Below are 13,260 nucleotides of genomic sequence, written 5' to 3'. Positions count from 1 at the left end.
CTTTAATACCGGGGCATATTTTATACAATTATTTACGGGATTACCGGATTACTTGATACCCAGCTTGATTTTCACAGCAGGAGCCAGATCATCGCTTGGAGGAGAAACCAGCAGTACACCTGCAGAGCTGTCCAGTACATAAGCATAACCCTTTTCCTTAGCTACATCTTCGATCGCTTTACGGGCTTTATCGTAGATTGGTTTCAGGATTTCCTGACGTTTAGCTTCGATCTTCTGCTGAGCAGACTCCTGGTAGTCCTGGATGTTCTTCTGTGCAGTCTGAATCTCTTTACCCTTAATTTCTTTCATATTGTCGGTCATGCTGGCCGCACTTGCGTCAAATTCTTTCAGTTTCTTCTGGTACTCATCAATCAACCCTTTACCATCTTTATCCAGTTCTTCTGCGTACGTCTGCAGAGATTTCTGCGCTGTCTGCGCTTCAGGCATTGTTTCTATCAGTGCCTGTGCATTAATGTGTCCTACTTTGGACTGTGCCATTGCATTTACGCTGAACAATCCTGAAACTGTCACAAAAGCGATAATTACATACTTCTTCATGATGTTGTCTGTGTTTAAAAAATTTTGATACTAAAACTAAGGTTTAAATTGGTATAAAGGTCTATTTCTTAACGCCTAACGAACGTAATATATCATCGCTCTTATCCAGCTTAGGATCTGCAAAGATAACTGTTACTCCCCCCGACTTATCAAGTACGAAATCGTACATACGCGCTGCTGCCAGTTTCTGTACCGCATTGTATACTTTATCCTGTATTGGCTTGATCAGCTCCTCACGCTTCTTGAAAAGATCCCCTTCATACCCGAAACGCTTCTTCTGCAGATCCTTGGCTTCTTTCTCTTTAGCCACGATCTCGTCTTCACGTTTGTGCTTCAACTCATCTGTTAACATTACCTGCTCTGCCTGGTAAGATTTATACATCTTATCGATTTCCAGGAACTTAGCATCTATTTCCTTCTGCCATTGTTCTGCTATAGCATCCAGTTTTCCTTGTGCTTCCTTATAATCCGGAACGTTATCCAGGATATACTTGGTATCTATTACACAATAACGCTGCGCACTGGCACCAAAGGCCGAACAAAGAACAACAGCTAATATGAGGCATATTTTTTTCATAATTCCGGGTTTAAATTATACTGCAAATCGGATTTGCAATATATAATTTAAAATTAATTCTACCCTATTCTGGTTCAAAGCCCAGCATAAAGGTAAATTTAGCTGCATCCTTCAGACCATTTCCTGATTGTAAACGGTCGAATCCGATACCATAGTCAAACCCAAGCAATCCAAACATCGGCAGGTAAAAACGCATACCCAAACCTGCTGAACGACGCAATCTGAACGGATTGTAATCCTGTACATCCCTGTAACCATTCGCTGCTTCCAGGAAAGCCAGACCAAAGATCGTAGAACTTGGGTTCAGACTGAACGGATAACGCAACTCCATGATGTACTTGTTGAAGATCGTGAAACCTTCATAGCCTCTCGGCTGACTGTTTTCCACGTTGCTCTTCGGATCAGAGGTATAATATACAGGATAACCTCTCTGGGAGATGATATCACGGTCGTAGATCGCAAAGTTGCTCAAACCGTCACCACCCAGCTCAAAGCGGCCGAACGGAGACAAGGTGGTACGATTGTCATAACGGCCAATGTAACCAAATTTAGCAGCCACCTTCAGTACAAACGTTTTGTTGTCTGTTCCGTGAGGACGGCTCAATGGTACATACCATTCTGCATTAAAGCGGTATTTCTGGTACTCGATGAAATTAAACTGACTTGCTACTGACTCCAGTTTGTAATCCTTGCTCGGATTAAATACGGAATAAGGAGGAGTGAACTGGCCGGATAACAGGAAGTTAGAACCATTCCTCGGGAAGATCTGCTGATCCACTGAAGAACGTGACAATGTCAGTTTTATGTTCACGTTATTGGAAGTACCGTTAGCGAACCCGATGTTAAAGTAATCGTAGTTCTTCAGTTTGTACTGCTGATAGTTCACAGAGTAAATCAGGGTGAAATAGTCATCAGGCCATTTCAGCTGTTTACCCAGCGATACGGAAGCACCCAATACTTTAAAGTAGGCATTGGAAGAACTGGCCGTACCATATAACGCTGCATAAGCGTATGGGTTCTGATAACTGTTATAGAAACTTACAGAAAACTGGTTTCTCTTTTTACCACCTAACCATGGTTCAGTGAAAGAGAAGTTATAAGAACGGTACGCTTTACCATTAGAAGATACACGTACAGATAATTTCTGTCCGTCTCCACTTGGTAATGGGTCCCATGTCTGTTTGTTAAATATATTACGGAGAGAGAAGTTGTTGAACGTTACACCCAGGGTACCGGTTAAACCGATATAACCACCCCAGCCCGCAGACAGTTCCAACTGGTCATTTGCTTTTTCTTCAACAGTATAATCAATATCCACTGTACCGTCCTGGATATTAGGTACCGGCACCATACCAATCTTTTCAGGGTTAAAGAAACCCAGGTTGGCAATTTCACGGTTAGAACGGATCAGATCCGTACGACTGAATTTTTCACCTGGTAATGTACGCAGCTCACGACGGATTACGTGTTCGTTGGTTTTTTCATTACCTGCGATACGTACTTCTTTAATAGTAGCCTGAGGTCCTTCAGAAATTCTCACCTCATAATCTATGGTATCTCCACGGATCCCGATTTCAACAGGGTCTGCACGGAAGAACAGGTAACCATAGTCCATGTATAAACCACCTACGTCACCACCTTCTGATGACAGTAAACGTTTCTGTAAAATCTCCTGGTTGTAAACATCCCCTGGTTTGATACCCAGTACTTTACCCAGCAAAGAATCCGTGTAGCGGCTGTTCCCTTTCCAGGTAATGTTACCGAAGTAATATTTCTTACCCTCACTCACCTGTAAGCTCACATTCACACCACCATTGCGGGATTTGTAAGTTGTATCTCTTACCAGTACCGCATCGCGGAAACCCTGGGTATTATAATAAGCGATTACCTTTTCCTTATCTTCTGTATACTTACCCTCATTGAATTTGGCAGAGGAGAACAGTTTAAAACGGAAGTAAGGGTCCAGCGCTTCCATTGTACGGGAAGGATACAGGAACCCGAAAGTAGACCAGTAATTCTGCGGCTGCTCCAGCGAATCTACCCATACAGGCTCAGAATCAGGGTGAATGGTAAACCGGGAATGCTCCTTGGTTCCCTTCATCTTCTTCTTGATCCTGGAGTCGGAAATGTCCTCATTACCTACAATGTAGATATCGTTCACTTTCACTTTCCCCCCCTTGATAACGGTAAACACCACATTGGTTGCGTTTACCTGTGCGGTATCGGCTCTTTCCGTCACAGTTACTGTGGCGTTACCGAATCCCTTATCTGCATAATGCTTGGTGATGATCCCGATCGCATTCTGCTTCATGGCTTCAGTTACTACTGAACCTTTACGCAGACCGGCCTTTTTGGACAGCTCTTCCGCATCAGACTTTTTAACGCCTCTGAAAATGAAGTTATTAAGACGGGGGCGTTCCACCAGCTCAATTTCGAGCCAGATCTTACCGTCTTCTATCTTTAATACGTAAATGGCTACGTTTGCAAACAGATGCTGACCCCAGAGAGCCTGTATCGCTTTCGCAAACTGATCACCACCGGGGTAAACTACCTTATCGCCTACATTCAGGCCAGATAAAGAGATAAGCAATGATTTATCGAGGTACTGTGTACCTGACACCGTGATGTCAGCTATTTCATACTGCTGCGGCTGTGCATTTCCCACTGGTAAATTCAGTCCCACTGGTTGGTCTGCTGCAGGGATCGTATCCCGTACCTGGGCGGATACACGAGTGGCGGCACTGCAACATAATACTATAGCCAGGAGGCTCTTAGGAAATAATTTCTTCATTCTGCTGTATTTGATCGCTTGTTTTACCAAAGCGCCGTTCTCTGGTCTGGTAGTTTAATATTGCTTCGTAAAGGTGTTCTTTGCGGAAATCCGGCCAGCGGGTATCTGTGAAATACAGCTCCGCATAAGCCAGTTGGTATAGTAAAAAGTTACTGATTCTGCATTCTCCGCTGGTTCTGATCATTAATTCAGGATCAGGTATTTTAGCGGTACATAGGTATTGCTCCCACATCTCAGGCGTTACCGCCTCCGGTGTCAGCTTCCCGTCCTTCACATCCTGCGCAATGTTTCTCGCAGCATTCACAATCTCCCACCTGGCACTATAGCTCAGAGCCATTACCAGGTTTAAGCCGGTGTTCTGACTGGTTAAGGCCATTGCCTCTTCCATTTCAGTTTTACACTGGCCGGGTAACATGTTCATGTCTCCGATTACATGCAATCTGATGTTATTTTTTGATAACGTGGCAACTTCATTGCGGATAGTGTTCACCAGCAACTCCATAATTCCGTTAACCTCGTAAACAGGACGATCCCAGTTTTCTGTTGAAAAGGCATAAAGAGTGAGATACCCAATACCCAGTTCTGCACAAGCTTCCGTAATATTCCGGACACTCTCCACCCCCTCATGATGACCGAAAAGCCGGTCCTGGCCTCGTTCTTTAGCCCAACGGCCATTACCATCCATTATGATGGCGATATGTCGTGGTAACCGTTGTAAGTCTAATTTATCCTTCAAACTCATGTGTATCTGCGGCGGATTATATATATCGAACCGATTTAAGTAAAAGTGTGCAAAGATACAAAAATAGATATATGGCTTTCCCTGCAAAGGGTGAAGGGGGGTTTTAACGTAGTTTTAACAGCGAAATCCTTTACCGTAGGCAGTTTCCCCTTAGAAGAAGTTTGAATTTGAGGCTAATAATAGGCCAATTGCCAATAATAAACTGCAAACAGGCATCTAATACCTGCGAAATTAGAATTTACATCTGTAAGTAGTAAATAAAACGCTGATTGTGAACTCTACGGTGACATACTGGTCCTTGTCCCGGCTATTTCCCCGCTGACGTCCGGCAACTCCGATACGATCTCCGGTTGCATATGAACGGTCCTGCAGTAAATAAGCGGTACTGTTAGCCGGAAATACGGCTGATCCGGCATAAGTAGTACTTACATCATCCAGGTAATCTGTGTTGGTGAAGCGGTATAATACTTCCAGTCCGGCATTCACCTTCTTGGAGAGATTATATTTAAAACCGCCTCCCACCATAAAAGCAGAAGATACCAGACTGTAAGGCTTACGGTCGGGATACATGGCTGTACCCTGTCCTTCTGTGCCCAATGGCTGTAAATGATACTTTTTGCCACCCAGGTATGCGTAGGGATTAAAATAGAAGAGAGAGGCTCCTCCTGTAAAATATGGGGTAAACCGGTAAACCTGACTGCCAGGTTCAAACCGGAAGAAGTTAAAATCACCCTGCAGCCCCAGTTCCCATAAATTGGTATTGAAGCTCAGGTTACGGCGGTTCTGGAAATCATTCTTGTTATAAACATCAGAATAACCCAGTTGCATAAAACGGCCATGCACCCTTACACCTACATAATCATTCATGTATTTGCGGTAAAAGATACCAACTGATGGCTTGGGAGCATTGATAGCCCCACGGGTATTTAAATCCCCGAAGTAATGTGCGGCGCCAACCGAAATACCTAATTCACCGGTATAGGATAGCTCGTTCTGAGCAAAAGCAGGCATCACGAACAGAGAACCCATTGCAATGAGACTGATTTTGATTAAACGTTTGGAGTAAAAGAAAGGTATGCCCATAAATCCGTTCTGCTTAAACGCGATGATTCCTTTAAACGCTATAATACCTGCTTTTGGTATTAAGAAAAGTAATCAAATGTAATAATTTTTTCTAATATGCTAATTCTCAAATGTGCAGAAGGTGTCCCCGGCAACGTAATTCTTTTGGTCAATTGGTCGTATCCCCTGAAAAGGAGAGTACGTACACGCCTATTTAAGCGTATTTCTTGCATCTATCCCCCACAATAACTTGTTCCGCAAGGTATGCAGAAAATTGCTATCGTCAAGACGCAACAGGCTAAGACTAAAGCTTTCTTTTTTAATCGCCAGCTGCACTGTATTATCAATAGTCTCCATCCTGGAGTCCAGTGTGCATAAAAACTGGTCGCTACGGCCCTCTACTTCAAACGAAATCACATTATTATCAGGGACTATGATAGGGCGTACATTCAGATTATGAGGGGCTACCGGCGTAATCACAAAACTACCGGCTTCGGGGAATACCACCGGTCCCCCGCAACTAAGGGAGTACCCCGTAGATCCGGTAGGCGTGGCTACAATCAGTCCATCAGCCCAGTAAGTATTCAGAAATTCCCCGTTCAGGTAAGTATGGATCTTTACCATCGCAGAGGTATCTTTCTTGTGAATGGTAAAGTCGTTCAGCGCATAAGGCACATCGCCAAACAGTCCCACATTGGAATCCAGGTGCAGCAATGCACGCTTGTCCACGATGTAGGTCCGTTGCTTTAATGCCTGTACCGCTGCATATATCGCCCCCTTACCTATACTGGCAAGGAAGCCTAAACGACCAAAATTGATCCCCAGCACCGGGATATTCTTATCCCTCACATAACACACAGTATCCAGCAGGGTACCATCTCCTCCCAGGCTCACCAGGATATCCGCCTTACCGTAAAGGTCCTCTGCCTGTGCAAAAGTAACCGGGTCCTTCCCGAACTTAATATGCGGTTCCAGTGCCCGGCAAAACGGGTCATAAATGATAGTGTCAATCTCCTCCCGTTGCAGTTCATCCAGCAACAATTGGATAATCGGTAAATCCTCTTTAACAAAACCCCGGCTATATATGGCAATTTGCATAATCTGTCATTAACTCTCCTACATGTCTAATTTAGTGTGCAAAAATAACCCTTTTTGCCCTAACTGGTTTATACTATACTCTACCCTCAGACAGGAATCATAAAAGGAAACGATGTCTACACCTACACCACCTGTATATAAAAACCGGTTATTCAGCATCCCGTAACCATAGCGCTTACTATATGCATAACCTGCATCTCCGTAAATCTTCAGCATCAACCGGAAAGGGACTGCGCTAAACTTCCTGGGCACTACCGGCAGGTTCACTTTAAAATTCATCAGCTCCTGCCGCAAAGTAGATTTCGCGATGAAAAAACTGGTGCCATCTACCACAAAATATTCCAGCCCCCGCAGATAATCCTCCTGATAACCAATCGCTTTCTGATCTGCATAAGGCGCATTGCCGGTAAACTTTACCTGCGATCTTAACCCCAGCGCTCCATATGTTTTGCGCGCCAGCTGCCAGTACCCGGCTATTCTTAACCGTAATCTTACATGGTCTATATCATCCAGTGTCCCTATCCCCATCTTCTCAGCCTCTGCCTGTAACATCATCCCCTTTAAAGGATACGTCCAGCTATCCGCCCTGGTATAACTGATACGGTACATCAGGTTCAGGTACCTGGCTACTGTATGCCCGTCTCCTAAATAGTTAGGATTGTAAATAGCCACAGAATCACTGACCTTCTCATAATTATATGTCAGAAATACCTGGTGACGGGTATTGATGGCTTTGCGGTAACTATAACTCAGCCCTATTGTATATAACTGGCGGATAAATTCATCCTGCTTAAAGAAGTGCTGCTTATTCTCAAATGTACTGTCGTTTATTTCCCGGTTACGGCTATAGGAGAAGATGAAACCCACCCCATGCCGGAACGATTTATCTACATAAGGCAAATCATAAGAGAGGGCAACCCGTTGAGTATAACCCATTTGCAACTCTGCTCTTACTTCATCATTACGCCCGGTAAGATTATCCTGGAAAAGCCGTACGCCCAGGTTCACCCGCTTCAGGCTGCGCCCCTGCTCTACCCACCACTGGTTAAAGTTACGGTCGGCCAGTTTGAAGATAGGTATCGGAAAAGTGTACCATCGTTCCCATACTTCAAACACCACATCTACATTGTTATCTTGCCAGTTCTTTACGTTTACCGTAACATTCAGAAAGAGAGAGAGATTTAATAACTGCTTGCGTTTCTGGTCCAGCGTACTGCCCAGGTCCCGCAGCCACAAGGTATCCCCGGGGAAAAGACCCAGTTCCCTCAATATCACATTGGTCCTTGTTTTCTTATTGCCAAGCACTATCACATTCCTTACTACAATGTAACTGGTATCTCTGCCGGCCGGAGTTATCTGGCGGGAAAAACCCTTGCAAATGAACAGGGTAGAAAATACAAAGGAAAGGAGAAGTGCTTTTTTGAAAGCCATATGGGGTAGTAAAATAACGAAAAAAGCTTAATGCAAAACGCGTGCTGCGTACTACATTAAGCTTCTTTCATGAATACTTTTATCATTACATACTGATGTAATTCATCAGCAGATCATAATTCTTTTTAACAAGGTCTTCTTCCTGCTCTTCCGTAACAGTGTATTTAACAGCGTAGTTAAAACGTTCAAAAGTAGCCAGTAATCCCTGTAACTCCTGACGGTTTGTTTTCAGCAATACTTCCAGTCTGCCGGAAGCAGGATTGGTGATCGTATTTACACTCAGCAGTGTTACATCATTTGATTCTGCTATACGGGCAATTTCACTCAGACTATAATCACGTGGATCCATATCCAGCGCCAGTATCCCACCATGTTCCTTTACCCCGTTGTATTGACCCAGTACACTCAGCAGATTATCTTTTGTAAGCACGCCCAGATACTCATTCTCATGACTGATAACAGGAAGTGTAGATAATTTGAGATCATTGAAGAGTTTCAGTGCCTCATAAAAATGTGCATTCTCCATAATGGCTGGTTTAGAACCATTATATTCCATATTCTCAAGGTGAATCTCAGCGTCTTCCAGGTCCATAATATCATCTTCCTCTACCAGCGCCAGGTACTTGTTTTCCAGCACCATGGGCAGTTGTGTAAGATGATATTCATTCATCAGGCGCAAAGCTCTTGACCCCGAATCCAGTGGATGCAGAACAGGAACTACTGTTGATATGAGATCACGTGCAAGCATTATTTTTTTGCGCTATTGTAATACAATAATATGAAAAGAATCGCGAACGGTCAATTGAGAATTATGAATGGACATGCCGCTGTACTTATATACGTAACGATGGGAATTGGTGGTTTGTTACATATAGGTACAGATAAACGTATATAAAAATACCAGGCTGATCGTTGAATGTTCCCTACCCCGGGCGATATGCTACTTCTTAAGTTTCTCCATGAAAGGATGCAGGATCTTATTAAACTCTTCCGGTTGTTCCATCATAGGAGCATGTCCGCACTTATCAATAAAATGCAGTTCAGAATTAGGGATCAGTTTCTGAAATTCTTCACCCACCATAGGAGGCGTAACAGTATCATTCAGTCCCCATATCAACAGGGTCGGTATCTTCAGTTCTCTCAGCTCTTCACCCAGGTTATGCCTGATAGCGGATTTTGCCAGGGTGATGATCTTTATAACTTTTAAACGGTTCGTAGTAATCTCAAACACCTCATCCACCAGTTCTTTGGTAGCCATAGCCGGATCGTAAAAAGTAAGTTCTGTCTTTTTACGGATGTAGTCATAGTCTCCCCTTTTAGGATAGGTTTCACCCATACCATTCTCAAACAAACCGGAACTACCTGTTAATGTCAATGACTTTACCGGTGCTTCCGGATGTTTTAACAGATACACCAGCCCCACATGACCACCCAGTGAGTTACCCAGTATATGTATGTTTGTATACCCCTGAGACTCAATGAACTTATGTACATATTTTGCAAGGCCGGACACAGAAGTATCCAGGATATTCAGGTCAAACAAAGGCAACATAGGTACCACTACCTTATTAAATTGACGGAAGTACTCTATTAATCCTCCAAAATTACTTAGTGCACCAAATAGCCCATGCAGTAATACTAACGGCTCCCCCTCTCCTTCCTCTACGTACTTAAACTTTCCCTGTGTTTTAATTTCGTAAACCATTGCCAAAGCTTGAAAGTCAATTTTGCGCTAAAATAATTCTTTTTATTAATTCAAATAATCTTTGAAGCGAGCTAAGTAGCCTGCATTTCCTTTGCTGCATTATCAAAAAAGGATTGCAAGCCGGCAAACATATCCTTGAAAAGTGGAATGACCTTACCTAAGGCATTCATCATTGCAGGGCCCAGGTGCTCAATGTAGGGATAAACTACGGATTGCATCTTGGTTTCAGGACTTAGCCAATATAGCTGATTGGCAATCCATAATAGGACACTATATGCAATGATAAATATAGCACTATATAATATAATTCCGCCTAATTTGTTTAACCACCCCATCATCGCCAGCTCTACCAGCGTTTGCATAAGTGTGGCTCCCAGCCTTACCAGCAGCACAACCCCTACAAAAAGACTAATGAAACATAAAACAGGCAGCCAACGGGTGTGGACCTGCCAATGCTGCTGCGCATACAGTACAGCTACAGTTGTAAGTTTAAGCGCTGCAGCCATCCCTATAGTCACCGCTACAAAAGAAAATACGGCTACAATAAGACCACGGCTATACCCCTTATAGATGGCAAAGACCAGGATAATGGCAAAAACAATGTCGATTCCCATAGATTGATTAAAATAGTCCTGCTTTACCTGCTCCTGTTGATTATTTAGCCAACAGCTCCTTCACCAGTGCTGAAATAGCTTTACCATCTGCCTTACCAGCCAGTTGTTTGGAAGCTACGCCCATCACCTTACCCATATCCGCCGGAGAACTTGCACCCATAGAAGCAATAATCGCTGTAATTTCTGCTCTCAGTTCATCTTCACTCATCTGCTTAGGCAGATATCTTTCTATTACTTCCAGCTCTTCTTCTTCTTTCTTTGCCAGGTCTTCCCTGTTCTGCTGACGGAAAATCTCCAGAGAATCTTTACGCTGTTTAGCCAGCTTTTGCAGCAACTTGCTTTCATCCGCTTCGGTAAGATCTGCTCCGGCACCTTCAGATGTTTTTACAATCAGTATCGCTGCCTTAATAGCACGCAATGCACGCAAATCAGCTTCTGCTTTTGCAAGCATAGCTGTTTTGATAGCCGCATTAATATTTAGTTCTAATGACATAAAGTGGTTGTTTTTGATTGAATGTACAAACAGACTATTTCTGTTCTTCCTTCTGCTTCTCCTCAAACTTCTTATAGAAATCCTTTGCAAAAACACGCAGGTCATCTGCCATGTCTTTGTATGGAGTTGCACGCTGGTAAGTATCTGCCATCGTCATCATCGTCTGGAAAAAGAAATCCGCCATTTCATCCACCATCATCTGCTTAGTCCACAGATCAATACGTAATGCGGTTTTATCTGCGCCATCCCAGAAAGAGATCAGCATCGCCTTCGCCTGCTGGTAACGATCAGCTTCCGAACTGTCTGTTGCACGCCATTCAATCTTCTCCGGTACCCGGTCGTTGTCCAGTCCTACCTGGATCTGTATGGTAGATAATTTTGCCATAAAGCTTGTTCCGATATTTTTGAAAACGCAAAGTTAGTATTAATTGATCAATCTTAGTCTACTATAACTATAGGATATTCCACATATTATCGGATAAACCCCTCTACACTCAACACTGGTAAAGGCCTGGCAGCTATCCTGCCCAGTTGCCGGCTACGCAGTTCTTCATCTTTATATAACAGACACATCTTATCAGCCAGGTCTTCCAGGCTCTCCGGATCAGTATACAGTACCGCATCCCCCCCGGCCTCTCTGGCTGCCTGTCCTTCCAGTGCAATTACCGGCACCTGGCATTGTAATGCGGCATATACCGGCATAGCCATCCCTTCAAAACGGGAAGTATATATCAACGCATAAGCACCTGCTACCGCTCTGGATAATGTTACCTGATCGGCATCCTTCAGTAATACCACGTCATCGCGGTACTTATAACTGGATAAAGACCCTGTTATCTCCTCACCTCCAGGGATACCGGCACCTGCCAGTACCAGTTTCATATTGGAATGTAATCTTCTTTTTAATGCAGAAAACGCTTTTAACAAAGGCAGGATATTATTCCGGGGATGTAAACTCCCCACGGCTATAAAATACTCCACCCCCCAGGCAAATTCCCTTTTCACATCTTCCCGCTCCTGCCATTCCAAAGGTTGATAGCTCTCCGGAATCCCCGGAGACACCAATTGTACCCTGGCCGCAACATCCGGCGCGTATTGCAGCACATCCTCTTTGGCTGTCTGGGACAATACCAGCACCCGTTGTGCCTTTTGAATATATTTAACCGTATTCTTCTGAAGGAAACGCTGCACAGAAGGGCGCATACCCGCTACTCCATGCATAAAGCCCATATCCGGGATAAATAATTCAGCAGGGATCTTACTGCGCAAAGGCAAAAAACCATCCATCCCCAGGTAAAGGTCTATTCCCTGTGCTTTTAATGCACGGGGCAATGTCCACTCCTGCCACAGGGACAATCTCCAGCCACTGTTGCTTTTTAAAGGCAGTACCACCACAACCGCATCAGGCGGTAATTGTAAAGAGGAAGAAGGCGTTTTATCAAAAAAGAAGATAAAAGTATGTTCCGGATGTAACCGGCATAGACCTGTTAAAAGGGTTGTAACGATATTGCCCGTATCCGCTGCGGTATCCAGGGACATAGGGCTGGCATTTACTCCTATACGCATAATTAACCTGCTTGTTCTGCTGCCGCAAAGCTAATGAGAATTCGGTAGAGATTCAGTGATCCTACGTTCATCTTACGTTCGGAACGTAGGATGAACGTAGGATCACTGAATCTCTACCGAATATCAGCAGGTATACAATTATTTACCAGTACAGTAAATATAACAAATAACTGTTTATTGATCAGACTTATTGGTGATCCAGAATGTTTTGGTCACTGTATTATTAGACTTTCCTACAGAAGTGATCACTACAGTCACCTTTACCGTGCGGATAGGCTCCAGACCGGTAAGGTTTACATCTATAGTACCATCTTTGGAAGGTGCAATAAGATTCTGGGGGATAAGGATACCACCCGGATCAGTGATAGCGGTTACAACTACAGTCACACCCTGTGAAGGTATGGCAGAATTGATTTTAACCTGGAACGTGTAAGTAGAGCCCGGAGCTGCAGTATACTGACCCTCAGTGACATTCACTAAAGTTACAGAAAGCCCTTCTTCCTGCGGAGCAGGATCACCGGTATTGGAACTCTTTTTTTTGCAGGCCGTAAATGATATAGCTAACAGGGCCAGGATAGGTAAAAGATATGATTTCAGAGGCATAGTCAATAAATTCTGGATAA

General features: G+C 43.8%; 14 protein-coding genes. All 14 read right to left on the bottom strand.

Features of this window, described 5'->3' with window-relative positions:
* Nucleotides 1-48 precede the first annotated feature (48 nt).
* Nucleotides 49-558 (bottom strand): OmpH/Skp family outer membrane protein, encoded by a 510-nt coding sequence (locus tag BMW86_RS11930; RefSeq protein ID WP_089781992.1) that lies wholly within the window; start codon nt 556-558, stop codon nt 49-51.
* A 61-nt stretch (nt 559-619) separates the two neighbouring features.
* On the bottom strand, nt 620-1,135 hold the full coding sequence (locus BMW86_RS11925; RefSeq protein WP_089781991.1) for an OmpH/Skp family outer membrane protein: 516 nt from the start codon (nt 1,133-1,135) through the stop codon (nt 620-622).
* Nucleotides 1,136-1,199: 64 nt separating this feature from the next.
* Entirely contained in the window at nt 1,200-3,926 is a 2,727-nt protein-coding gene (locus tag BMW86_RS11920; RefSeq protein WP_089781990.1) for a BamA/OMP85 family outer membrane protein, read from the bottom strand.
* A complete protein-coding gene (locus BMW86_RS11915; RefSeq protein ID WP_177189232.1) occupies nt 3,907-4,668 on the bottom strand; it encodes an isoprenyl transferase in 762 nt (253 codons plus the stop codon). The genes BMW86_RS11920 and BMW86_RS11915 overlap by 20 nt, the downstream gene beginning before the upstream one ends.
* Before the next feature lie 231 nt (nt 4,669-4,899).
* Nucleotides 4,900-5,751 carry a type IX secretion system protein PorG gene (locus BMW86_RS11910; RefSeq protein WP_089781989.1) on the bottom strand — a complete coding sequence of 284 codons (852 nt, stop codon included), beginning with the start codon at nt 5,749-5,751 and terminating at the stop codon, nt 4,900-4,902.
* Between the two features lie 189 nt (nt 5,752-5,940).
* Nucleotides 5,941-6,828, bottom strand: a complete 888-nt coding sequence (locus BMW86_RS11905; RefSeq protein ID WP_089781988.1) for an NAD kinase — start codon at nt 6,826-6,828, stop codon at nt 5,941-5,943.
* A gap of 18 nt (nt 6,829-6,846) precedes the next feature.
* Nucleotides 6,847-8,259: a BamA/TamA family outer membrane protein gene (locus BMW86_RS11900; RefSeq protein WP_089781987.1), complete on the bottom strand. Its 1,413-nt coding sequence runs from the start codon at nt 8,257-8,259 to the stop codon at nt 6,847-6,849.
* 85 nt (nt 8,260-8,344) lie between these two features.
* On the bottom strand, nt 8,345-9,007 hold the full coding sequence (locus BMW86_RS11895) for a CBS domain-containing protein (protein ID WP_089781986.1): 663 nt from the start codon (nt 9,005-9,007) through the stop codon (nt 8,345-8,347).
* Nucleotides 9,008-9,199: 192 nt separating this feature from the next.
* Nucleotides 9,200-9,964 carry an alpha/beta fold hydrolase gene (locus tag BMW86_RS11890; RefSeq protein WP_089781985.1) on the bottom strand — a complete coding sequence of 255 codons (765 nt, stop codon included), beginning with the start codon at nt 9,962-9,964 and terminating at the stop codon, nt 9,200-9,202.
* Between the two features lie 71 nt (nt 9,965-10,035).
* Nucleotides 10,036-10,578 (bottom strand): CvpA family protein, encoded by a 543-nt coding sequence (locus tag BMW86_RS11885; RefSeq protein WP_089781984.1) that lies wholly within the window; start codon nt 10,576-10,578, stop codon nt 10,036-10,038.
* 40 nt (nt 10,579-10,618) lie between these two features.
* Nucleotides 10,619-11,071, bottom strand: coding sequence for a GatB/YqeY domain-containing protein (locus tag BMW86_RS11880; protein ID WP_089781983.1), 453 nt, complete (start codon nt 11,069-11,071; stop codon nt 10,619-10,621).
* 34 nt (nt 11,072-11,105) lie between these two features.
* Nucleotides 11,106-11,456 (bottom strand): gliding motility protein GldC, encoded by a 351-nt coding sequence (gene gldC, locus BMW86_RS11875; RefSeq protein ID WP_089781982.1) that lies wholly within the window; start codon nt 11,454-11,456, stop codon nt 11,106-11,108.
* Between the two features lie 86 nt (nt 11,457-11,542).
* Nucleotides 11,543-12,637 carry a glycosyltransferase gene (locus tag BMW86_RS11870; protein WP_089781981.1) on the bottom strand — a complete coding sequence of 365 codons (1,095 nt, stop codon included), beginning with the start codon at nt 12,635-12,637 and terminating at the stop codon, nt 11,543-11,545.
* A 174-nt stretch (nt 12,638-12,811) separates the two neighbouring features.
* Entirely contained in the window at nt 12,812-13,240 is a 429-nt protein-coding gene (locus BMW86_RS11865) for a hypothetical protein (protein ID WP_089781980.1), read from the bottom strand.
* Nucleotides 13,241-13,260: the final 20 nt, after the last annotated feature.

Source organism: Chitinophaga sp. YR573 (genome assembly GCF_900110995.1).
Taxonomy (GTDB): domain Bacteria; phylum Bacteroidota; class Bacteroidia; order Chitinophagales; family Chitinophagaceae; genus Chitinophaga.
The sequence above is the reverse complement of the archived record's forward strand: the minus strand, read 5'-3'. Positions and strand labels throughout refer to the sequence as shown.